The 24543-nt window shown below is 41.5% G+C and carries 21 protein-coding genes and 1 riboswitch; of the genes, 10 read left to right on the top strand and 11 right to left on the bottom strand.

Features of this window, described 5'->3' with window-relative positions; translation table 11 throughout:
- The first annotated feature begins 234 nt into the window (after positions 1-234).
- A complete protein-coding gene (hcp, locus tag M1F05_RS14295) occupies positions 235-1887 on the top strand; it encodes a hydroxylamine reductase (RefSeq protein ID WP_206082733.1) in 1653 nt (550 codons plus the stop codon).
- A gap of 77 nt (positions 1888-1964) precedes the next feature.
- Positions 1965-2969, top strand: coding sequence for an NADH oxidoreductase (gene hcr / locus M1F05_RS14290; protein WP_206082732.1), 1005 nt, complete (start codon positions 1965-1967; stop codon positions 2967-2969).
- 102 nt (positions 2970-3071) lie between these two features.
- Here the strand turns inward: hcr and M1F05_RS14285 are convergent, their stop codons facing one another.
- Complete coding sequence (locus M1F05_RS14285; RefSeq protein WP_206082731.1) at positions 3072-3308, bottom strand: HEAT repeat domain-containing protein; 237 nt, start codon at positions 3306-3308, stop codon at positions 3072-3074.
- 576 nt (positions 3309-3884) lie between these two features.
- Positions 3885-4057: riboswitch (M-box (ykoK) riboswitch) on the top strand.
- Positions 4058-4131: 74 nt separating this feature from the next.
- Here M1F05_RS14285 and M1F05_RS14280 point away from each other — a divergent pair.
- Positions 4132-5202, top strand: a complete 1071-nt coding sequence (locus tag M1F05_RS14280) for a magnesium transporter (protein ID WP_206082730.1) — start codon at positions 4132-4134, stop codon at positions 5200-5202.
- A gap of 31 nt (positions 5203-5233) precedes the next feature.
- On the opposite strand, the gene M1F05_RS14275 is transcribed toward M1F05_RS14280, so the two are convergent.
- On the bottom strand, positions 5234-5767 hold the full coding sequence (locus M1F05_RS14275) for a SprT family zinc-dependent metalloprotease (protein ID WP_206082729.1): 534 nt from the start codon (positions 5765-5767) through the stop codon (positions 5234-5236).
- Positions 5768-5876: 109 nt separating this feature from the next.
- Between M1F05_RS14275 and M1F05_RS14270 the strand changes: the two genes are divergently transcribed.
- From M1F05_RS14270 to M1F05_RS14260, 3 genes are read left to right on the top strand one after another with little or no spacing between them, the layout of a single operon-like run.
- Positions 5877-6203 (top strand): ArsR/SmtB family transcription factor, encoded by a 327-nt coding sequence (locus M1F05_RS14270; RefSeq protein ID WP_206082728.1) that lies wholly within the window; start codon positions 5877-5879, stop codon positions 6201-6203.
- Position 6204: 1 nt separating this feature from the next.
- On the top strand, positions 6205-6642 hold the full coding sequence (locus M1F05_RS14265; RefSeq protein WP_206082727.1) for a YeeE/YedE family protein: 438 nt from the start codon (positions 6205-6207) through the stop codon (positions 6640-6642).
- A gap of 4 nt (positions 6643-6646) precedes the next feature.
- Positions 6647-7057, top strand: coding sequence for a DUF6691 family protein (locus M1F05_RS14260; protein ID WP_206082726.1), 411 nt, complete (start codon positions 6647-6649; stop codon positions 7055-7057).
- Positions 7058-7142: 85 nt separating this feature from the next.
- Here M1F05_RS14260 and metK read toward each other — a convergent pair whose 3' ends face one another.
- On the bottom strand, positions 7143-8294 hold the full coding sequence (metK, locus tag M1F05_RS14255) for a methionine adenosyltransferase (protein ID WP_206082725.1): 1152 nt from the start codon (positions 8292-8294) through the stop codon (positions 7143-7145).
- A 905-nt stretch (positions 8295-9199) separates the two neighbouring features.
- On the opposite strand from metK, the gene speA reads away from it, so the two are divergent.
- The 3 genes from speA to M1F05_RS14240 all read left to right on the top strand — a co-directional run bounded on the left by speA (position 9200) and on the right by M1F05_RS14240 (position 13414).
- Positions 9200-11104, top strand: coding sequence for a biosynthetic arginine decarboxylase (gene speA, locus M1F05_RS14250; RefSeq protein WP_206082724.1), 1905 nt, complete (start codon positions 9200-9202; stop codon positions 11102-11104).
- A gap of 272 nt (positions 11105-11376) precedes the next feature.
- Complete coding sequence (speB, locus tag M1F05_RS14245; protein WP_206082723.1) at positions 11377-12297, top strand: agmatinase; 921 nt, start codon at positions 11377-11379, stop codon at positions 12295-12297.
- A gap of 337 nt (positions 12298-12634) precedes the next feature.
- Positions 12635-13414: an acetoin reductase gene (locus M1F05_RS14240; protein WP_102137372.1), complete on the top strand. Its 780-nt coding sequence runs from the start codon at positions 12635-12637 to the stop codon at positions 13412-13414.
- Positions 13415-13479: 65 nt separating this feature from the next.
- Here the strand turns inward: M1F05_RS14240 and M1F05_RS14235 are convergent, their stop codons facing one another.
- Positions 13480-14355, bottom strand: a complete 876-nt coding sequence (locus M1F05_RS14235) for an alpha/beta fold hydrolase (RefSeq protein WP_206082722.1) — start codon at positions 14353-14355, stop codon at positions 13480-13482.
- A 151-nt stretch (positions 14356-14506) separates the two neighbouring features.
- On the opposite strand from M1F05_RS14235, the gene M1F05_RS14230 reads away from it, so the two are divergent.
- Positions 14507-14755: a helix-hairpin-helix domain-containing protein gene (locus M1F05_RS14230; RefSeq protein ID WP_206082721.1), complete on the top strand. Its 249-nt coding sequence runs from the start codon at positions 14507-14509 to the stop codon at positions 14753-14755.
- Here M1F05_RS14230 and M1F05_RS14225 read toward each other — a convergent pair.
- The 7 genes from M1F05_RS14225 to leuA form a co-directional block, all read right to left on the bottom strand.
- Positions 14752-15483, bottom strand: coding sequence for a TerC family protein (locus tag M1F05_RS14225; protein WP_206082720.1), 732 nt, complete (start codon positions 15481-15483; stop codon positions 14752-14754). The genes M1F05_RS14230 and M1F05_RS14225 overlap by 4 nt on opposite strands.
- 71 nt (positions 15484-15554) lie before the next feature.
- Entirely contained in the window at positions 15555-16238 is a 684-nt protein-coding gene (gene mutH, locus M1F05_RS14220; protein ID WP_206082719.1) for a DNA mismatch repair endonuclease MutH, read from the bottom strand.
- A gap of 564 nt (positions 16239-16802) precedes the next feature.
- Entirely contained in the window at positions 16803-18482 is a 1680-nt protein-coding gene (gene sgrR / locus M1F05_RS14215; protein WP_206082718.1) for an HTH-type transcriptional regulator SgrR, read from the bottom strand.
- Positions 18483-19024: 542 nt separating this feature from the next.
- On the bottom strand, positions 19025-19627 hold the full coding sequence (gene leuD, locus M1F05_RS14210) for a 3-isopropylmalate dehydratase small subunit (RefSeq protein WP_206082717.1): 603 nt from the start codon (positions 19625-19627) through the stop codon (positions 19025-19027).
- Between the two features lie 11 nt (positions 19628-19638).
- Entirely contained in the window at positions 19639-21042 is a 1404-nt protein-coding gene (gene leuC / locus M1F05_RS14205) for a 3-isopropylmalate dehydratase large subunit (RefSeq protein ID WP_206082716.1), read from the bottom strand.
- 2 nt (positions 21043-21044) lie between these two features.
- Complete coding sequence (gene leuB, locus M1F05_RS14200; RefSeq protein ID WP_206082715.1) at positions 21045-22133, bottom strand: 3-isopropylmalate dehydrogenase; 1089 nt, start codon at positions 22131-22133, stop codon at positions 21045-21047.
- 2 nt (positions 22134-22135) lie between these two features.
- The gene (leuA, locus tag M1F05_RS14195) at positions 22136-23713 is read right to left on the bottom strand and encodes a 2-isopropylmalate synthase (protein WP_206082714.1); all 1578 of its coding nucleotides are present in this window, start codon (positions 23711-23713) and stop codon (positions 22136-22138) included.
- Positions 23714-24543: the final 830 nt, after the last annotated feature.

The raw sequence follows: 24543 nt of genomic DNA, 5'->3' as shown, positions 1-24543 counted from the left end.
ATCATAGGAAATGATTTTTTTTCATAAGGTAGGCTGAAAGGAACAAAAAGTAACACAGAAAAAGGCGAATTTGTTTATTTAGCATACTTTAATTGATGTGAATAGTTCTCATTAACATTGAATATTAATATAGATCAATAAATGGTTAGATAACCTGAAATGTCTCTTTTTTATTCTAATAAAGAGCGTAATCTTAATGTTGTATTTGAAATGCAACTTTAAGAGGCGAACAACATGTACTGTGTGCAATGTGAACAAACAATTAGAACTCCAGCTGGAAATGGCTGTGCATACGCGCAGGGTATGTGCGGTAAAACAGCTGAAACGTCTGATCTACAAGATTTATTAGTTGCTGTATTGCAAAGTTTATCTGCGAGTGCGGTTACTGCACGGACTTTAGGCGTTATTGATCATGATATCGATAGCTTTGCACCCCGCGCATTTTTCTCCACGTTAACCAACGTGAACTTTGATTCAGACCGTATTATTGGTTATGCACGTGAAGCGATTTATTTACGCGATAAATTAATTAAACACTGCCAATCTGTGAATAGCGCAGTCGCATTTAATCATCCACTCATTAATTTACAATTAGATGGGTCTGACATCCCAACACTACAAGCACAAGCGGCAAAATTTGCATTAGATATCGATAAAGCACAAGTGGGTGAGGATATCCATGGTCTGCGTATGCTCTGCTTGTATGGTTTAAAAGGTGCGGCAGCGTATATGGAGCACGCACATGTTTTAGGCCAATATGATAATGATGTTTATGGTCAATATCATGAAATTATGGCTTGGCTTGGTACATTACCTGCTGATATGAATGAACTGCTCAATAATTCCATGGCAATTGGTTTGATGAACTTCAAAATCATGGAAATCTTAGATGCAGGTGAAACTGGCGAGTTTGGTCACCCAACGCCGACGGAAGTTAATGTTCGCCCTGTTGCAGGGAAATGTATTTTAATCTCAGGTCACGACCTGAAAGACTTAAAAATGCTATTAGAACAAACGGAAGGAACAGGGATTAATATCTATACCCACGGTGAAATGTTACCTGCTCACGGTTACCCTGAGCTGAAAAAATACGCACACTTAGTGGGTAACTACGGTAGCGGTTGGCAAAATCAGCAAGTGGAGTTTGCGAAGTTCCCAGGCCCTGTATTGATGACTTCAAACTGTATTATTGACCCAGATGTGGGGGATTATAAAGACCGGATCTGGACTCGCAGTATTGTCGGTTGGCCTGGAGCAAAACACCTCGAGGGTGATGATTTCGCAGAAATGATCGCGCAAGCACAATCATTAGCGGGTTTCCCATATACCGAAATCGAACACAAAATTACGGTTGGTTTTGGTCGCCAAACCCTGTTAAGTGCAGCAGACGCGGTAATTGATTTAGTATCACAGAAAAAATTACGTCATGTATTCCTTGTTGGAGGGTGTGATGGCAGCCGTGATGAAAGAAGTTATTACACTGATTTTGCACGTGCAGTACCTGAAGATTGCCTGATTTTAACACTGGCTTGCGGTAAATATCGTTTCAATAAATTAGATTTTGGTACCCTAGAAGGCTTACCACGCTTACTTGATGTGGGTCAGTGCAATGATGCCTACTCAGCGATTATGCTTGCTGTGAATTTATCAGAAAAACTGGGATGTGGTATCAATGATTTACCGCTGAGCTTAATTTTGTCGTGGTTTGAGCAAAAAGCCATCGTGATTTTATTAACCCTTCTGGCCCTTGGCGTGAAAAACATTTATACCGGCCCAAGTGCACCTGGTTTCTTAACTGAAAACTTACTCAATGTATTAAATGAGAAGTTTGGAATGCGTAGCATTACGACAGTTGAGCAAGATTTGGCTGAAATCTTACCTGCATAATTAGCCAGAAAAATATAACAAGCCTAAACACAGATATGAGAAGAGAGGGGCGAAAGCCCCTTTAAAGGAGTCGTGCGATGACAATGCCAAGTAGTTTATGTCCAAATAGAATGCAAATTCATTCGATTATCCAAGAAACATCGGATGTTTGGACGATCAACTTAATTAATCATGATTTTTATATGTATTCACCAGGGCAATATGCATTGGTTAGTATTAAAAATAGTGATGATGTCATGCGGGCTTACACTCTCTCTTCATCACCAGGTCAAAGCCGTTATATTTCAATTACCGTTAGGCGATTAGAGGATGGTATGGGCTCTAACTGGTTAACTCGTGCAGTGAAGCCTGGGGATTACCTCTGGTTGTCTGAAGCTCAAGGGGAATTTACCTGTGCAAATGTGAAAAGCCAACAATATCTAATGCTTGCTGCGGGTTGTGGCGTGACGCCAATTATGTCAATGACACGCTGGTTGATGGCCAATCGTCCAGAAACGCATGTTAAAGTATTATTTAATGTGCGAGACGACAAGCAAGTTATATTTGCGCAGGAATGGCAACAACTGACACGTGCATACCCAGAACGTTTACAGTTATGTATTATGGCTGAAACGCCAGATAATGGGGAGTTAGCCCAAGGTCGATTAAATGAAGAAAAACTACAAGCATTAGTCCCCGATATTGCTTCACGGGTAGTGATGACTTGTGGGCCAGTTCCTTATATGAAAAATGCTCAGCAATTTGCGGCTAATTTAGGTGTACCTGCCGAACATTTTTTTATGGAACGTTTTTCAACTGAGCCAGAAGTGGCTAATAGCGAAGATGTGCTGACGCTTAAAATTCGCCAGCGCCTCGCTGATTTTAAAGTGCCTGTGGGGATTTCGTTATTATCTGCATTAGAACAAAATAAACAACCTGTTATTGCTGCATGCCGTGCAGGTGTTTGCGGAAGTTGCAAGACAAAAGTATTATCAGGCAATTATACAACAACAAGTACAATGACATTGACCGCCGCTGAAATAGCAGAAGGGTATGTTTTAGCATGTAGTTGTCAATTACAAGGCGACACTGAAATAGCCTAATGTTATTTAAATAATAATATACTGTCTCATGTATTATTTAATGGGACAGTATTCCATATAAAAGGTATTTAAAATTTACAATACATAAAATAAGAGTAAAATTTAATGTTCTAATAGCGGGGTTTGTATAAAATACACCGATAACTTACTTAATGTATTGATCGCTGAAACAGCAACTTCCTTATTTGGGTCTTGGCACAAGTCTATGATTCTTATAATAGCATCATTATATTCAATCGTTGCTTTAAAATCTCCTAAAGCGGAAATCGCCGCGATTTTTATTTCATCATTTACACGAAATGTTAAGCTAGTTAACATTCCTACAATTACTTTATCCATAATAAAATTTTCACGGTTAATAAATCTTGATTTATTTTAAGATAAATCCGTTGATATTTAATTCTGAATTAAAATAAAAAAACATTTATATAAAATTAAAAAAGTGCCCTCATATTATTTTTTGGAGTTAAATATCGCCATAAGTAAATTTCCATACCTAAATTTCTGTTTTTTTCACCTTGGTGAAAGAAAGGATTGTAAGATATAATAGTATGAGTGATTTATCTTACTCGCTATATGAGTTCACATTATATTAAATGGGGCGAATCTATCTTGAAAAGCTGAAATAGGCTGTAGTCATGAAGTTTGGTCATTGTTTTCTTTGTATAATATAAAAAACGTTAACGATTATTTTAAATACATTTTTAATTTTCCACATGATTATTTATTTTTTATGCTAACTGTTAATAGAAAAGTAATGAAAATTATTTAAAATTACATTTTGTTACTTTATTAGTTTATTTTAAACATTAACTTAAACGAGACCTAAACGGTAAGTTTTCAATGCGTAAAAAACCGTAGGAATAGGGTGGTAATTAATTTCTCAGTGGGTATAATTCGCGCCGCATCCAAAGTGCAGTATCTCGTTAGGCGAGGCTCCTATACAAACATAGGTTACTGATCTGACGACGTCGAGAGACGCCCAAGATTAGGACAGGATATATCGACCGAAGGTATATCCCCATGTAACTTCCTGTTAAAGACAGGATACGTTGTATAGTGCTAAAACCGAGACGAAGAGATAGCTTTCGCATTCTCTCATCTGGTTTCGCCCCTATGTGAGTACTGTTTGAGTAACCAACAGTAACTAGGGACTAAAAAAATGACATTCACTACCCAGAACAAAGCGGGAGCAGTTGCCATTGCTCAATCCGCGATGAAAGACGCACGCCTCAAAGGCAACAATACACAACAACCAAAAATCGATGACGCCACAGTCAGCGCATATATGAGCCAATCATATTTGCCAGTTTCTGTCGCAGATTCAATTGCTTGTGTAAAACAAAACCTTATTGAGCACCTTGAGGGCGAGCAAATCCCCACCTATTTATTTGTTGTCGATAACGACAATTATTTAAATGGTATTCTTTCAGTTAAATCATTATTAGCATCACCTGAAAACTTATTTGTGTCAGATATTATGCGTCACAATTATTTTTCAGTTGCGCCTGAACAATCTCGTCATGATGTTTATGACCTGATTAACCATAGTGGGTTAGATATGATCCCAGTGGTGCAATTTGGCAAGTTAATGGGGGTTTTGCGTCCGCAAGATATCGCAGAACTGATTGAAGATGAGAATACACTTGATGCGCAGTTACAAGGCGCAACCACACCACTTGATGAACCTTACTTAACCACAAGCCCAGTCACATTATGGCGTAAGCGTGTGGTTTGGTTATTAATGTTGTTTGTGGCGGAAGCATACACAGGAACAGTACTAAAAGCATTTGAAGAACAACTTGAAGCCGCAATTTCACTGGCTTTCTTTATTCCATTATTAATTGGAACGGGGGGTAACAGTGGAACACAAATTACCTCAACGTTAGTCCGTGCGATGGCATTGGGCGAGGTGAGTTTGCGTAATTTAGGCACAGTCCTGAAGAAAGAGGTTTCAACTTCGTTTTTAGTTGCAATTACTATTGGCGGAGCAGCCCTAATCCGTGCTTGGATTTTAGGTGTTGGCCATGAAGTGACTATCGTGGTGAGCTTAACTATCGTCGCGATTACAATGTGGAGTGCGATTGTTTCTTCAATTATTCCAATGGTTTTAAAGAAAATGAAAGTTGACCCAGCCGTGGTATCTGCACCGTTTATCGCGACCTTTATCGATGGAACTGGCTTAATCATTTACTTTGAAATTGCTAAATTAGTGATGACGGAGTTCGCTTAAGCACACGCCTCAAATTTGATGCGGCAGGAAATCAGTTTTCTGCCGCAGTTTCGATTAATTTTTCTTGTTTTAAAATCTCCCCACATTGACGGCACAAATATTGGTTTTCCCCTCGTACCACTTTATTATGGCGACGAATGGTTAATTGATGTACGGTTTGGCAAGCACAGTGATAGGCAAATGTTTTGCTTTTTACCGTTGCAACGGCAAAGTTGTGTGTGCGTTTCGCATCAACCTCTAATACATGCTGCATCATCCATTTCCATTCCTTCCCATGGGGGGCAACACCTTTACGCCCAAACACATGGTATACCAACAAGTGTGCAAGTTCGTGAGGGATGACTTCATCGATAAATTTTTCTGTGTTTTCAATCAGTAGGGTTGCATTGAGGCGAATTTCCCACTCTTTCAGGTAAGCGCTACCCGCCGTGGTACCTCGCTGTTTGTAGTTAACAGCGGGCTCAGGAAATGTTTGTTCCAGTTTTTGTTCAGCAAGGGCCAGCTTTTCGCGTAGAACTCGCATAACGTGCTGTTGTAGGAATATGGGGACTCGAATGGTTTTCATTAGTTAAGAATACGTGATGCAGTTGCTTTCAAACAAGTAAAAATTGACAGTTATTATATTAAATAATATATTGTATTTATATATAATATTGTTAAGTATAAGTGACTGTATGAATAATATCACATCGGAACAGCAGCTTTCAGCTATGAAACAGGCGGCATCACAAACGGCTTCCTTATTAAAAACGTTGGGTAACCCAGATAGGCTAATTTTATTGTGCCAATTGACTCAAGGGGAGGCTTGCGTCAGCGATTTGGAGCAACAACTCGGTATCCAACAACCTACATTATCCCAGCAACTTACGGTGTTGCGTAATGATGGGCTTGTGAAAACTCGCCGTGAGGGCAAACGCATTTATTATGCAATTGCGGATGAAAAATTATTCACGTTACTCAATACGTTATATCAACTTTATTGCCCCGTGCAGGAGAAATAAGATGAGTATTGATTGGGCAAATTTCACACCAGTCTCAGCAGCAATTGGTGGGGTATTCATTGGTGTTGCTGTGGCAATTTTGTTGGTTTTTAACGGCAGAATTGCTGGGATTAGCGGTATTTTGGGAGGGATCTTAAAACCGACTAAAGGGGACACCGCATGGAAGGTTGCCTTTATTTTGGGCATTATTATCTCGCCGATTTTATTTACGTGGTTTGCTTATACACCTGAAGTCAATATCGCGGCAAGTACGCCTATTTTGATCATCGCGGGTTTATTCGTTGGCTTTGGCACGCGCTTAGGGAGCGGTTGTACAAGTGGACACGGCATTTGTGGGATGGCGCGTTTTTCCCGTCGCTCAATTGTCGCGGTGTTGATTTTCATGATTGTTGCTTTTGTGACCGTTGCGATTTCTAATCATTTTGGGTTAGGGGGATAAACTGATGCCAATTCTTATTGCCTTAATTTCAGGGGTCTTATTTGGCTTGGGGTTAGTGCTTGCGGGGATGGGAAATCCAGCCAAAATTTTAGCATTCTTAGATATCACTGGAAATTGGGATCCTTCATTACTGGTGACGATGGCTGTTGCGATGGCGATTAGCGGAGTTTCTTATGCATGGGTGAAAAAGCGCCGTGTGAGTGTGTTAAATTGCCCGTTGCAAATTCCAACTAATCAAAAAATAGACAAAAAGTTGTTGGCTGGGAGTGCGGTATTTGGCCTTGGTTGGGGACTTGCAGGGATTTGCCCAGGACCTGCATTATTATTAACTGGCTTGGGGATCACTCAAGGAATTATTTTTACGCTGGCAATGATTGCAGGGATGTCCGTTTACCAATTTAGCCAAAAATCCTAAGCCATTTTATAGGGTTTAAGTCACAAGCAATAAAAAAACCCATCACTATGATGGGTTTTTGTGTAATACGTTTTAGTTCGATGTATTACAGACCAGCAGCTTCGCGTAAAGCTTCTGCTTTGTCTGTTTTTTCCCACGGGAATTGTGGGCGGCCAAAGTGGCCATAAGACGCAGTTTGCTGATAAATAGGGTGTAGTAGGTCAAGCATGTTGATCAAACCATAAGGACGTAAGTCAAAGAACTCACGCACTAATTGGATAAGTAAAGTCTCATCAACTTTCGCTGTACCAAATGTTTCCACCATAATAGAGGTTGGCTCAGCAACACCAATCGCGTAAGACACTTGGATTTCACAACGATCAGCCAGGCCAGCCGCAACAATATTTTTTGCAACATAACGTGCTGCATAGGCTGCTGAACGGTCAACTTTTGATGGGTCTTTACCAGAAAACGCACCGCCCCCATGACGTGCCATACCGCCGTAGGTATCAACGATAATTTTACGGCCTGTTAAGCCACAGTCACCCATTGGCCCACCGATAACAAAACGGCCTGTTGGGTTAATAAAGTATTTCGTTTCTTTTGATAACCACTCTGCTGGCAGAACGGGCTTGATGATTTCTTCCATCACCGCTTCATGCAGTTCTTTTTGTTGGATATCTTCAGAATGCTGAGTGGATAAAACAACGGCGTCGATACCCACAATTTTGTTGTTATCGTATTTAAAGGTGACTTGGCTTTTCGCGTCTGGACGCAACCATGGCAATGTACCATTTTTACGCACTTCTGCTTGGCGTTGAACTAAGCGGTGTGCATAAGTAATTGGCGCTGGCATTAGCACATCAGTTTCATTGGTTGCATAACCAAACATCAGGCCCTGGTCACCCGCACCTTGTTCTGATGGGTCTGTACGGTCAACACCTTGGTTGATATCAGGAGACTGCTTACCAATCGCACTTAAAACAGCACAAGAATTGGCATCAAAGCCCATATCTGAACTGGTGTAACCAATTTCACGAACCGTTTTGCGTGTGATTTCTTCAATATCAACCCAAGCACTGGTGGTGATTTCTCCCCCGACCATTACCATACCTGTTTTGACGTAGGTTTCGCAGGCAACGCGAGCTTTTGGGTCTTGTTCAAGAATAGCATCAAGTACTGCGTCAGAGATTTGATCCGCAATTTTGTCTGGATGCCCTTCTGATACAGACTCAGAAGTAAAGAGATGTGTAGCCATGAGTTTAATACCTTAAGAATTCGCAGAATTTATAATTGGATGTTTTAACATCTAGACGGCTATTTTAGTCCTATGAAGTAAAAATTTCTACCTGTATTTATACAAAAAACGAATAGAGGCACAAATTAACTATCATCCCCTAGGCGTAATCCCTACTAACACGTCATAAACTAAGCAAAATCGCTTTAAATCCTTAAGGAAAGGGAGGTTTATTTTATTTGGCTGTTTTTCACTTAAAAATCATTTAGGGTGAATAGCATTATATCGATGAGCTATTTTTTGCTTATAGGTCGCCGTGATTAATAGCTCGATTTATTGCCGTTAAAATTTTATCGCAATTTCGGCATTTTGCTTTTGCTTTTTGCGTCCAATAGATGTATAAACTGCGACCGTAACGGATGGTTGTTTTTTCCCGTTATATACCAGTAGGTCAAAATAAAGCGCCTACTATCTATCAGGAATGTTTATAAACTTTTGAATTTCAATAAAACACAAGGTGATATAGCTTAAATCAACAGGTCAGCCTGCCAAAATAGTGCTACAACATTGAAATCTGAAGGGGCTAAACAGTTATATTGGGGGTTAATGGGGAATGATCCATAATCTACTGAATAACAGTATCCAACCGTCATATGCGGATCGCCGTGTGACTTTGGCGTTTACTTTCCTGTCATTCTTTACTTCATCACGAAGTTACCGTCACATCTTTAATACACCTTCAAGGCTGAGTCATTAATTTGTCAGCTTAAGGTCGTATATTGTCACTGTTTAGAATTCTAAGCACTTTTTATTAAAATCTGAGTATTGCCGTTTCCTCCGATATAACTGCTTGCCAGTGCTATGTCTTTACTGACATATATCAGGAATGAGAGCGCGCCACTCACCCCTCCATACAGGAGTTTATTATGAATGATAATATCGCACGCAAAATGCGCCAGACCTATAACATTGCGTATTGGGGCGGTGGTTACTATCAGGTGAATGAGCGCGGAAATGTCTGTGTTTGCCCAAATCCTGAAAACCCTGACACTTTTGTTGATCTTGCTGAATTAGTTAACCAAGTCAAAGAAGAACAAGAGCATTTGCGCTTGCCTGCATTGTTCTGTTTTCCTCAAATCTTACAGCACCGTTTGCGTTCAATTAATGCCGCATTTAGACGCGCTCGTGAATCCTATGGCTATAAAGGCGACTATTTTTTGGTTTATCCAATTAAGGTAAATCAGCAGCGCCGCGTGATTGAGTCATTGGTTAATTCAGGAGAACCATTAGGGCTTGAGGCAGGTTCGAAAGCGGAACTTATGGCGGTACTCGCCAACGCAGGCAAAACACAAACTGTCATCGTCTGTAATGGTTATAAAGACCGTGAATATATTCGCTTAGCGTTAATCGGGGAAAAATTGGGTCATAAGGTTTATCTTGTGATCGAAAAAATGTCTGAAATTGAGATGGTGTTAAAAGAAGCGGAAAGCTTGAATGTGACGCCTCGTTTAGGTGTGCGTGCACGTTTAGCCTCTCAAGGATCAGGCAAATGGCAAGCCAGTGGCGGCGAGAAATCAAAATTTGGTTTGGCGGCTACGCAGGTTCTGCAATTGGTGGAAATTTTACGTAATGCAAATCGCTTAGATAGCCTGCAATTACTGCATTTCCATTTAGGCTCACAAATGGCCAATATTCGCGATATCGCGACAGGGGTTCGTGAATCTGCACGTTTTTATGTGGAGTTGCATCGTTTAGGTGTCAATATTCAATGCTTTGATGTGGGTGGCGGTTTAGGCGTTGACTATGAAGGAACACGTTCGCAGTCCGATTGTTCAGTTAACTATGGCTTGAACGAGTACGCGAATAATGTGATTTGGGCAATTGGCGATGCGTGTGAAGAATTTGACCTTCCACATCCAACCGTCATTACGGAATCAGGTCGTGCATTGACAGCGCACCATACTGTGTTGGTCTCGAATGTTATCGGTGTTGAGCGTAACGAATTTACCAAAACCTCACCGCCAGATGAAGACGCACCACGCTCTTTGGTATCACTGTGGGAAACATGGGAGTCCATGCAGCACCAAGGCAATAGTCGTTCGCTACGTGAATGGTTGCATGATAGCCAGTTCGACTTGCAAGAAGCCCATACCCAGTATGCTCATGGCGTACTTGATTTAACTCAACGCGCATGGGCAGAAGAGCTATACCTCAATATTTGCCGTCGCATCCAGCAAGACTTAGACCCAAGCAACCGCGCTCACCGTCCAATCATCGACGAGCTGCAAGAGCGCATGGCAGATAAGTTCTATGTAAATTTCTCATTATTCCAATCTTTGCCAGATTCATGGGGGATTGACCAAGTTTTCCCTGTGTTACCGATTGAAGGCTTAGATAAACCGTTAGACCGTCGTGCGGTGCTCTTAGATATCACGTGTGACTCTGATGGGATCATCGACCATTACGTTGATGGTGATGGTGTCGAAACCACCATGCCAATGCCAGCGTATGATCCAGAAAACCCACCAATGATTGGTTTCTTTATGATAGGTGCCTATCAAGAAATCTTAGGCAACATGCATAACCTATTCGGAGATACTGCAGCAATTGATGTGTGGGTCGATAGCCAAGGTAATATTCGTTACCTACAAAGTGAAGAAGGCGACTCAGTGGCAGATATGCTGCAATACGTCAAACTGGTGCCAGAGGTACTGTTAGACAGTTTTACAGAGCAAGTCAAAGGTACGGGGCTGAGCGAGCAGCTGCAAAAAGACTTTGTGGCAGAGTTCGAAAATGGGTTGTATGGTTATACTTATCTCGAAGACGAATAAATACTTAATGCTCGTCATATTTCGTGCTGTGGCGGTGTTGGCTGCACTCGGCTACTCGGGTCACATACTCTTGTATGCTCCCTGAGATATCCTCTCTTGCCGCCTAGCCACAACGCGAACTATTTAGCGCATCAAGAAGGTGAATAGATAATAACTTTATGCGCATAACATGACTTGTTATTTATACTGTGCGAAGTTGATTAGGTAAAAACCATTCGAACCAAATATTAAAGGGGCTTGCTAATAGGCGGGTCTATTTTGAGGAATAAAAAATGATTAATAGTACTTTAGGTAATCAAGTTGATAATTCACTGGTTTCTAACGCATTTGGTTTTTTACGTTTCCCACTGAATTTTCAACCATATAGCTCAGACGCTGAGTGGGTTATTACAGGTGTGCCATTTGATATGGCAACCTCTGGCCGTGCAGGTAGCCGTCATGGGCCTGCGGCAATCCGTCAAGTATCTACTAACCTAGCATGGGAAAGCCATCGTTGGCCGTGGAACTTCAAACTGACAGAACGTTTAAACGTGGTAGATTGCGGCGATGTCGTGTTTGCTTTTGGTGATGCACAAGACATGTGCGATAAACTGCAAGCACATACTGAAAAACTGTTAGAGTCAGGCAAACGTTGCTTAACCTTTGGAGGTGACCACTTTGTCACGCTGCCACTGTTACGTGCACATGCAAAACACTTCGGCAAAATGGCGCTAGTGCATTTTGATGCTCACACTGACACTTACGGCAATGGTAGTCAATATGACCATGGCACCATGTTCTATCATGCACCAAAAGAAGGTTTGATTGACCCAACGCGTTCAGTGCAAATTGGTATCCGTACTGAGCACGATAGCGACAACGGTTTCACTGTACTCGATGCAGGGCAAGTGAATGACCGCGGTGTGGACGAGATGGTTGCGCAAATTAAAGAGATCGTGGGTGACATGCCAGTGTACCTAACCTTTGACATTGACTGCCTTGACCCTGCGTTTGCACCAGGCACAGGCACACCAGTCGTTGGCGGTTTAACGTCAGACCGTGCACTGAAATTACTGCGTGGTTTACAGCCATTAAATATCGTTGGGATGGATTTAGTGGAAGTGGCTCCCGCTTATGACCAATCTGAAATCACCGCATTAGCCGCGGCATCGATTGCTTTAGAAATGCTGTATATTCAAGCGTCTAAAAAATAATTATCCGCTTATAGCGATATAGTTAGCTATCATGAAGCCACCAAATTGGTGGCTTTTTTATGTTGGTATATTCAACAATCGTGTATTAAATAGTGGAGTTTCGCACTTTTTGCTCACTTGTTTGAGAATGATTTTTATTAACGAATACCTGCTAATTTACGAATTTGTGTACTTTTCGTTGGTGAGTAAAATAAATAGCGCTATCAGATAGTGAAATGTTTTTTATAAGTTCCAAATGGTAGATTAAAATCATTTCTTTGTAACTTATTGTTATTATTGTTAACTTATAAGTCATGGTGGACTAGTCATTTTGGCTATGAATAAGTAGGAGAACAGTATGGCTTTAAATAACAAAGTTATTTTAGTGACCGGAGCGGCACAGGGAATTGGTCGTGGTATTGCACTGCGTTTAGCAAAAGAAGGTGCGGACATTGCACTGGTTGATTTGAAAAAAGACAAACTGCAAGATGTGGCTAAAGAAATTGAAGCATTAGGTCGTAAAGTCACGACGTTTGCTGCGGATATTAGCCAGCGTGACCAAGTGTTTGCAGCGGTTGCTCATGCAGAAGCTGAGTTAGGTGGTTTTGATGTGATGATCAACAACGCAGGGATTGCGCAAGTTAAGCCAATCGCTGATGTTCGCCAAGAAGATATGGATTTAATCTTCAAAATCAACGTAGATGGCACTATGTGGGGTATTCAAGCTGCCAGTGAGAAATTCCAAGAGCGTAAGCACAAAGGGAAAATCATTAATGCCTCTTCTATTGCTGGCCATGACGGTTTCGCTATGTTAGGTGTATATTCAGCAACCAAATTTGCGGTGCGTGCTTTAACACAAGCGGCGGCGAAAGAGTACGCAAGTTCAGGTATTACTGTAAATGCATATTGCCCAGGTATTGTTGGGACAGACATGTGGGTGGAAATCGATGAGCGCTTTGCTGAAATTACAGGCGCGCCAAAAGGTGAGACTTACAAAAAATATGTTGAAGGTATCGCATTAGGCCGTGCTCAAACTCCTGATGATGTCGCGGGCTTAGTGGCGTTCTTAGCAAGCGATGACTCTGACTATATTACAGGACAATCTATCCTGACGGATGGCGGGATCGTTTACCGTTAATAGAAGGTAGTAATATTAGGATGGCAATGATAGCCGCTGTGAATTATTCACCGCGGCTTTTTATGTTATGCGGCGTGGTTTTGCAGGTCAGTTAAAATAGCGTCGGCTTGTGTCCAAAGCAAGGAACCGCCTTCTTGTGTGTATAAATGATGGCTACAGTTGAAAAAACGGTCGGCCAAAACATCGCCAAAATCAGGGGAATGCACGGTGCTCATATCCAATTCACCATACCATAATGAGGTTGGGCAGGTGATGTCTTCAGGGGTGAACTCCCAGTTCTGCAGGGAAAGCAATAAATCCTGCACATAGCCTTGATTGCCTTGAGAAAAAGCACGGCGTATACAATCGGTATAGGCCTCTAAAAAATGTGCTTCATTGTATAACTGTTGGTCGATTTCTGCACTGCAATTGAGGATAAATGCTAGTAACCATTCGCCAGTGACATTTTTCTGTAACCAGTCGGATAAGTTCTCAGGTGTATTCAGTGCTTGTTCCTGCATATTCACTACGTCAGCGGTTAATTTAGCGCGAGTCGCAGGGTATTCGAATTGGTCTTGCCCAGACACAATCGAAAGGGAAACAGGCTGGCAATAATGGGCAACCGCCATCGCGAAAACACCACCTTGGGAAAAACCCAGTACCGAAAATTGGTTAATTGCTAGGTTATCAAGTAGTGCTTGAATATCGAATGCAAAGCTTTTTAATGATTTTTTGGCGTGAAAAGTGGAATCACCGAGGCCAGCACGTTCTGGCACAATTAAGCGAATGTTGTATTTTTCCAGCAAATCTAAGCCAAAGCCAAGGTTGCCACTCATTCCTGCACCAGTACAAAAAATCACAGGAAAACCTGTTTTGGGCCCTGATTCAAACCAGCAAAGTTGACGGCCATCAGAGAGCGTCATGAAGTGTTGGCGTGGGTTAATCAACGGCACATTGTACATGGTAAATTCCTAAAACAGGCAAAGAAAGATTGGGTGATAAGATAGTTCAGTTAATAATTATTCAAACTGGCATTGTTATGGTTGCAATTTTAAAGTATTAAAGAGGTAAATTGCAAAATATTAGCTGAATAATTAACGAAAAGAGGTGTTCATGGCATTTTCGGCGTCAGAAAAGCAGGTTTTATTGGCAGTGAAAGGGGTTGGCCCGATGGTGATCAGCCGTTTGGAACAGATGGGGTTTTCATCATTGGCTCAGCTTAGTGAAGCATCTTATGATGAAATTTTAATTGCTGGTGCTGCACTTACAGGTTCAAGTTGCTGGAAAAATAGCCCACAAGCTAAGAAAGCAGTTGAAGGGGCTATCTTAGCTGCAAAGCAAGCGCTTGAATTAGGGCGTTAATTTACTTTGTGTTTCATTTTCCATTTTTTGCTGCGCAGGATATTGAGCATTTGAACGGTCATGGAAAAGAACATTGCAAAATAGATATACCCTTTAGCAACATGAACTTGTACGCTTTCGAGTATCAGTGTAAAGCCGACTAAAATTAAAAAAGATAGCGCGAGAATTTTAACGGATGGGTAGCGTTCGACAAAGTCACCAATACTTTTTGCGGCTAACATCATGATAAGCACTGCAATAATCACTGCGGCCATCATAATAAACAGGTGATCAGAAAGCCCAACGGCGGTGATAACGGAATCGAGGCTAAAAATAATATCTAACAGGGCAATTTGTACAATAGCGCCCCAAAATGAATGCACTTGCCGCTGCGCAAGATTGTTTTCATCCTCTCCTTCAATAGTTTCAAAAATTTCTTGGCTGGCTTTCCATATCAGGAAAATTCCCCCTGCACATAAAATGATATCTCGAGCGGAAACGACATGGTCTGCAATGGTGAATAACGGGGTTGTGAGGCGTGATAACCAGGCAATTGAGGCTAATAAGGCAAGGCGCATGACCATCGCTGCAATTAGCCCTGTACGCCGGGCACTATTTTGTTGGTGAGCGGGGAGCTTACTCACTACGATACTCAAAAAAATAATATTATCGATACCTAAAACTATTTCCAAAATGGTTAGAGTGGCAAGTGCCATCCAAGCATTGGGGTCGAGTATCCATTCAAACATCTGTGTACCTTTTATTATGAAACAGGGATAAATGTTTATCGTCTGCTTTGGTACAGGCGACACCTTGTTGATTAAGTGAGATTAAAATGCCGAGCTAACAGTGGGGCGGTAAAATCTTTTTTAAGGTAGAAACCGCGAGGAAGCGTCATAATGGGTTGGCCAAACTCGCCAATGGCTTCTGTCAGAGCCTTATTGTTTGCCGCTTTTGGGCGGATTTGTAGAACTTGCCCATGGCGTGCCGTAATTGTTTCGACTTTTCCCAACACAATCAAATCCATTAATTCTTCCCAATCTTGCCGTAGTAACTGTTCCTCAAGCGGGGATGGGCTCCAAATTACTGGGTTAGCGACCCGACGTTCCGCTAAGGGAATTTGGCGTTCACCTTCAATAGGAAACCACAGTATACGCGATAGTTTACGCCGTACATGGCTATTTTCCCATGTTAAACCGCTGTTCCCTGTTAAAGGGGCAACGGAGACAAAGGTCGTTTCGAGAGGAACACCATGGCGGTCGATAGGGATAGTTTTGAGCTCAACGCCAATGTGGGCAAAATCTTGCTCCGCCTTACTACCTGCACTCGCCCCTAAATAATATTCAAGTAGCATGCCTACCCAGCCTTTATCACGTTTTAGATCGGGGGGGATAGGGACACTGGCAATTTGGGCGAGTTCACCTAAAGTATAGCCGGCAAGCGCTTGAGCCCGACTCATTAAGGTAGCTTCGTTATCTGGTGGTTGTGGTGGCGTAAATGACATAGTGCTCTAAAAATTAAATGTATAAAAAACAGTCAGAAATAATTCAAATAACTAAGAGAGTATAACACTTTTTCATGACTATTTTTAACTGCATGATATATATGTAGTTAATGCTTTTTATCCAACGGTATTAAATTTTGTTTATCGGGTTATTCATGTTCATCCCAAGATAATCACAGGATCATACACTAGGTTATCCACAGGTTTTCTGGATAACTGTGTAAAACAGTGATTACTGTGTGTATTTACAGCCTTGACGAATGGGGTTTTATGACGTTCATCACAAAAATAGAGTAAGTTAAACACATTAGTTGTGGATAAATACGGCGTTGTTTGATATTTGCTCAGTTAAAGTCCTAAGCTTTTTAGTGAAAAAATTAACCAGTGGATAACGTGTTTTTTGGGGCTTTATTCCGTTGATTTATCAAAGTTTATTAGATTTTAATTATTTTTGATAAAAACCTGATTTGGGGATATACCCTGATTGCTATAGGGTTGTTCACATGGATATCCACAGAAAAAGTGAATAACATCCTTATTATTCACTTTGGCTGTTTATAACTATCATAAATTAGACAGGTTATCCTCAGAAGGCTTAAACCATGCGGATTTAAAATCAAACCAACCAAAGGTATTCATCCTAACGCCGCGCATAGTGCGTTGACCTTGCAACTCAAGCCAGTGGTGAAATATAGGATGAAAGATTTGTGAGTCAATTAAGCTCTCACACCACGCTTCGACATCAAAAGTATTATTTCGCCATTGATTTAATTGCGTATCGAGGCTATCACCAAGGCACTGACGTAATAGTGGCATTTCATACAAGGTGGCAAAGATAGAAAACTCAAGGGGTTTAAAGAAATTGGCGGTGGCTAGCCAAATATCACTTTGGGAATTGCCGTTAAACCAGTCATCATAGTCAACAATGTTGATTTTTAACTCGACTCCTTGTTCATGCAACACTCGCTTCATAATTTGGCTGATTGCATAGAACTCGTGGTGGTGATGGTAAAATGTGACCGTTAGCTCTGTGAGGTCGTCAGGTTTGGGAAATAACGTTAGCATTTTGCTGTGATGCCAGTGCAGCAATAAACCATAAGCAGGTGCCCAATGGCGCTGGTAAAAAGGTTCACAATGAGCAAGTAGGTTGACAGGCGTGAGAAAGCTGCATAGCCATTTGCGAACGTCTTCCCGCTGTGATAACTCAGAGCGTTGATCCATCAATAAAAAATAACAACCTTCTTCCATACGGCTTTCTAAGGAATCATTATGGTGTTTATCACCATCCATTTTTAGAGTGGTACACACCATTTGTTCTGAAAGTTCAGGTACAACCCAAATGGTGACCTCATCCAAGAGCGCGCGATAACCAAAGTAGCGGTCAAAGGCGGTAATGGTCAGCTTTTGAGGCAGGTTTTTATCAACTTGGTAGGGGCCAGTGCCAATAGGGTAGCGGTTAAAGTTTTCTAGGCTTTCCCATTCTTTAGGTAAAATAGCCGCATGGTGACTACCTAACAACCAAGGCAGTTGTTTATCAGGCTGATTTAACTGAATATCAATGACATAAGGCAGTGGTGAACTCACAGATTGAATATGGGAAAATAGCGGCCAGCACTGTTTTAAACGTAATAATGAGTGAATAATATCTTCCGCAAGCATTTCCCGCCCATGATGGAAATAGATAGCAGGGCGTAAATAGAAACGCCAATGGGTGTCACTGATGTCCTGCCAGTGGTGGGCTAGCCCGTCTTCTACTTCCCCTTTTTCCTCATTTATATGGGTTAACCCATTAAAAATTTGGCTCATTAAATGAATTTCGGAGCGGCGCATGGGGGCTCCCGGCAATAAATTGGGGAAATCACGGTAATAAATAATGCGTAAGAGATTTTTTCCTTGCCGATAGCTACGCTCTAATTCGGAAAGCACCATTTGTCGGATAGTTTCTTTATCACCCACTAACGCCACGAGTTTTTCAATGCTTTCCTCTTTAAGCAGTTGTTCTGCTTGGGCTTGCTGGAGTTCTAACCCATTCACATGGAAAATAAGTGTAGAACGCTTGCCTCGACCAGATTCCGCTTGCCAACTTAACCAACCATGGCCTTGCATGTTATTTAATAACGTTCGTACATGACGGCGCGAACAGAACAAGATATCAGCAATATCCTGCAACGTGGTTTCACTATCGTGCCCTTGAAAATGTTGCCAGAGGCGAACGAATTGTGTTTGTAAGCGTGTATTAGACATAAAAGAGGAACTCCGGCAAAAATTGCATCAATTTTAATTTCCTAATATCTGCGGATAATAGGTGGCAGTAAGTAGCTCGTTTGGCGTGCAATTGCAAGCCGACTCCCCCATTTAGAGTAATGGTGTCTGTCACCAAGCCGGTTTTTACCGGCTTTTTTTTATTTTTTCGTCATATTTCACGTTATGGCTGTGTTGGCTTCGTTCGGACACCCTAGTCACATACTAGTGTATGCTCCTAGGGATATCCTCTCTTGCCGCCTTGCCATAACGTGAACTATTTAGAAAAAATCGTTAATCATGGCATTTCGTTTAAATAATTATACAGGAAGAAACTAATGGGGAAGTGATCTTTGAGGGGGAGAAGTGTAAAGAACAAAGAGTTCCGCATTTGAGTGCGTGAAAGTTTGAAAATGGGGATACTCTAGATAGCTCATATGGCGTGTAGGCAGCAAGCAAGGATACCTCGGGGAGCATACATATGTATGTGACCCGAGTAGCCGAGCGATGCTAACACCCACGCCATGTGAAATATGACGAGTATCTTAGTTCATAAAGGTTGGGATTTGTTGCTCATAATTCTTTATTTGGTCGACATGTTGCAATGTCAAACCAATGCTATCTAACCCATTCATCATGCAATGACGGCGGAAACTATCAATATCAAAATGATAGGTTTTATCCCCTGCAGTGACCGTTTGTGCTTCTAAATCAACGGTAAACTGGCAACCTTCGTGGCTGTTGACGTAGTTAAACATCTCATCCACTTCTTGCTCGCTTAATTTGATTGGCAACAGTTGGTTATTGAATGAGTTGCCGTAAAAAATATCTGCAAAGCTTGGTGCAATAACCACTTGGATACCAAAATCCGTCAGTGCCCATGGGGCGTGTTCACGAGACGATCCGCAGCCAAAGTTTTCGCGGGCTAACAAAATACTCGCCCCTTTGAAAACAGGTTTATTCAGTACAAAATCAGGGTTAGGCTGCTGACCATTCTCATCTAAAAAACGCCAGTCATTAAATAAATGTTGACCAAAACCTGTGCGGGTGACTTTTTGTAAAAATTGCTTTGGAATAATCGCGTCAGTGTCCACATTCGCGGCGTCTAAAGGAGCAACAATGCCCACATGGGTGATTAACTTGTCCATTTTTCTCTCCTTTAAATCTGAATATCGCGAACATCAGCGAAATGACCATTAATCGCCGCCGCAGCTGCCATTGCAGGGCTGACTAAATGGGTGCGACCTGCTCGGCCTTGGCGACCTTCAAAGTTACGGTTACTGGTGGACGCGCAACGTTCACCTGGGTTTAAGCGGTCATTGTTCATGGCTAAGCACATGGAGCAGCCAGGTAACCGCCATTCAAAGCCTGCATCAATAAAAATTTTATCCAAACCTTCTTGTTCTGCTTGGACTTTTACAGGCCCCGATCCTGGAACCACAATAGCTTGTACGCCATCAGCCACTTTTTTGCCTTTAGCAATTGCTGCGGCTGCACGTAAATCTTCAATACGTGAGTTAGTACATGAACCGATAAACACTTTATCGATCTTGACATCAGATAACTTAATACCTGATTGTAACCCCATATAAGCTAACGCTTTTTCAGCAGATGCGCGCTCAACAGGATCCGCAAAAGACTCTGGTGCAGGGATCGGTTGGTTGATTGCAATCACTTGTCCTGGATTGGTTCCCCAAGTCACTTGTGGTGCAATACTGCTAGCTTGAATGGTGATGACTTTATCAAATTTAGCATCATCATCCGTTTTTAAGGTCTTCCAATAAGCAACGGCGTCATCCCATTGCTGGCCTTTTGGTGCAAACTGACGGCCTTTCATGTAATCAAATGTTGTCGCATCTGGTGCGATAATACCTGCTTTTGCACCCAATTCGATGGCCATATTACAAACCGTCATGCGACCTTCCATACTCAGGTTTTCAATGGCTTCACCACAAAATTCAACAATATAGCCTGTACCACCTGCGCTGCCTGTTGTACCAATGATCGCCAAAACGATATCTTTTGCTGTAATGCCTGCAGGCGCCTTGCCGACCACTTCAATTTTCATGGTTTTTGCACGAGCTTGTTTCAGTGTCTGGGTCGCCATAACATGCTCAACTTCTGACGTACCGATACCAAACGCTAATGCACCGAAAGCGCCATGGGTTGCGGTATGTGAGTCCCCACACACAATCGTCATACCTGGTAAGGTGATCCCTTGTTCTGGCCCCATTACATGAACTATCCCTTGGTATGGGTGGTTCAAATCATACAGGGTGACACCAAACTCTTTGCAGTTTTTCATCAGTTCTTGCATTTGAATACGCGCCATATCACCGCAAGCATTGATGTCTTTGGTTTGGGTGGATACGTTATGATCCATCGTAGCAAACGTTTTACTTGGTTGATGCAATGGACGGTTTTTGGTTCTTAACCCATCAAATGCTTGTGGAGAAGTGACTTCGTGTACCAAATGACGGTCGATATAAATCAAAGGGATTTCGTCTTCGACTTCACGTACCACGTGAGCATCATATAATTTTTGATATAAAGTTTTGGCCATGATTAAACCCCTTGTGCAATATAACGAGCAATAACATCGCCCATTTCACTGGTACTGATTGATTTGCCCGCACCCGCTAAATCGGATGTTCTGTGGCCATCTTCTAATGCTTTGTTAACTGCGCGCTCTATTGCATCAGCAGCATCGGCTTGGTTTAAGCTAAAGCGTAATAACATTGAGGCAGATAAAATTTGGGCAATTGGGTTTGCAATGTTTTTACCCGCGATATCAGGTGCTGAACCGCCTGCAGGTTCATATAAACCAAAACCGTCTGCATTTAAGCTCGCCGATGGCAACATGCCCATTGAGCCTGTGATCATTGCACACTCATCAGAGATAATGTCGCCAAATAAGTTAGAACATAAAACTACATCAAACTGCGATGGTGCTTTAATCATTTGCATCGCGGCGTTATCGATATACATATGATTAACTTCTACATCTGGGTATTCTTTGGCGATTTGGTTGACAACCTCACGCCATAATACAGAGCTTTGCAAGACGTTTGCTTTATCGATTGACGTCACTTTATGTGTACGTTTACGCGCAGATTCAAACGCGATACGTGCAATACGCTCGATTTCGTAACGATGATACACTTCGGTATCAAACGCATATTCTTCACTACCTTCGCCTTTGCGGCCTTTCGGCTGGCCAAAGTAAATACCGCCTGTTAATTCACGAACACACAGAATATCAAAGCCTTGTGCAGCGATATCTGCACGTAACGGGCAAAATGCCTCTAAGGCCTGGTATAAGCGCGCTGGACGCAGGTTGCTGAATAATTTGAAATGCTTACGTAATGGTAATAATGCCCCTCGTTCTGGTTGGCTATCGGGTGGCAAATGTTCCCATTTTGGGCCGCCAACTGAGCCAAACAACACCGCATCAGCTTCTTCACAACCTTTTACCGTCGCTTGTGGCAGTGGCTCGCCATGATTATCGATGGCCGCACCACCGACATCATATTCTTTAGTGTTAATCGTAATAGCAAAGCGTTTGCTCACTGCATCCAAGACTTTATGCGCTTGTGCCATTACTTCTGGACCGATACCATCTCCCGGTAATACGGCAATTTGATAACTAGACATGGTTACACTGCTTCCTTTGTGTTTGATTGTAATTCTTGGTTTATTTTTTGTTTTTCGATTTCGACTTGTTCAGAACGCCAAATGCTGTTTAAGACGTGAACCATCGCTTTTGCTGAGGATTCAACGATATCTGTCGCTAATCCCATGCCGTGGAACTTACGGTTATGGCATTCCACCACGATATCCACTTGGCCTAATGCGTTTTCACCATGACCTTTTGCAGATAACTGATAAGAAACTAATTTCATTGGGTAATTGGTGATGTTGCTAAAGGCTTGGTAGATAGCATCTACAGGACCATTGCCTGTTGCAGCTTCAGATTTCACTTCATCGCCACACTGCATTTTGACAGTTGCGGTTGCCACAATGCTTGAACCAGACTGTGTACTGAAATAATCCATCACAAAGTGGTCGGTTTCATCTTGTTGCTTAGTAAAGAAAGCCAAGGCTTCTAAGTCATAATCAAACACTTGACCTTTTTTATCGGCTAAGTTCAAAAACGCGGTGTACAACTCATCCAATTTGAAGTCTTTGCCTTCGTGATAGCCCATTTCTTCCATACGGTGTTTCACGGCAGCACGGCCAGAACGAGAGGTTAAATTTAATTTCTCTGCTTTTAAACCAATTGACTCAGGCGTCATGATTTCGTAAGTTTCGCGGTTTTTTAATACGCCATCTTGGTGAATACCTGAGGAGTGGGAAAACGCATTGCTACCAACTACTGCTTTATTGGCTGGGATTGGGGTGTTGCATAATTGGCTAACTAATTGGCTAGTGCGATAAATTTCTTTGTGATTAATATTGGTGTGGACATTTAACATTTGCTCGCGCAATTTAATGGCCATAATGACTTCTTCTAATGCTGTATTTCCAGCGCGTTCGCCTAATCCATTAATAGTCCCTTCTACTTGACGAGCTCCCGCTTGAACGGCGCTAATAGAGTTTGCGACGGACATGCCTAAGTCATCGTGGCAGTGAACTGAAATAATGGCTTTATCAATATTTGGAACACGGTTATACAAATCGGTAATGATACCGCCAAATTGATAAGGTGTTGTATAGCCTACGGTATCAGGAATGTTAATGGTGGTTGCACCTGCATTAATAGCCGTTTCAACAATACGGCACAAATTGTCAGGGTCTGTACGTCCTGCATCTTCACAAGAAAATTCAACATCATCCGTGTAGCGTCTTGCACGTTTGATAGAGTTGATTGCCATATCCATCACACCATCAAACGACTTATTTAATTTTTTCTCCATATGTAAATTGGAGGTGGCTAAGAAGATATGGATACGGAAGGCTTCAGCCACTTTTAAGGATTCTGCCGCAACATCGATATCATTTTCAACACAACGAGCCAATGCGCAGATACGGCTATTTTTAATTTCACGAGCAATAGTTTGAACTGATTCGAAATCGCCTGGTGATGACACAGGGAAACCAGCTTCAATAATATCAACGCCTAAGCGTTCTAATGCGAATGCGATTTGTAATTTCTCTTTTACGGACAAACTTGCTTGTAACGCCTGCTCACCATCACGTAATGTGGTATCGAAAATAATGACTTGGTTGCTCATATTGTGTTCCTCATATCGAATTTTGTTTTAATAAATTGAGTTTTATGTTCTTCCAAAGCCGCAGGCATAAAAAAACCCGCGGGTTGCGCGGGTTCTTAATGTTTGTGGACAGTGCCTTTCTATTTTCCGTCCATAAGCATACCGCGCAAATTTAATGCGAGTAGTAGTAGGCTTAGTAGGCGAATAGAAAATGTCATTTTAAACTGTCTCTCATCAATATCTAAATTAAACTGTATTTATTGATACGTGATCTTAAAGTTAATGTCAATCATGGATTTCTGACTGTTTTTTACCAATTGTGAATTAAGCCCTTGAGTTAGGGTATGTGACTATTTTCACTAATTTCTATGATGTTTTTGCCTATTTTTTGAGTCTAAACTTAGGGTAAAATTCTTTCAATGAATTTTATTGGTGTCTTTGATTCATATAACTTATTGTTTTTTAAATTATTGTTGGCTTTTTTTGGGTTTAATGATTTGTAAAAAAGATAAAACACATAAAATTAATTACTAAAATCAATAGCTATTGATTAACTTAGTTGTCTAATAAATGAATAAGTAAAAATTAATCTGATAATAAGAATAATTACAGAATCCAAATGCGATTTATTATGATTTCTTCGGGAAATTGTTTTATTATTTTTACTGAGAGTAATCGTGATTCTAATACAAAAATATCACTCATTACCTTGGTGAATGTTTGCGTTTTATAATGATATCTATTCTGTGAATTATAATTAATGAGTAAAGTAATAGAAACGTCGTTTTAATAAATGCAGGGAAAGCGAAATAGCTTACTATCTATAAGTTGTTTCAGAAATAATATTTAAC

Source organism: Providencia sp. PROV252, from assembly GCF_033676005.1.
Classification (GTDB): Bacteria; Pseudomonadota; Gammaproteobacteria; order Enterobacterales; family Enterobacteriaceae; genus Providencia; species Providencia vermicola.
Note: the sequence above shows the minus strand (reverse complement) of the source record. Positions and strands in the feature narration are given on the sequence as shown.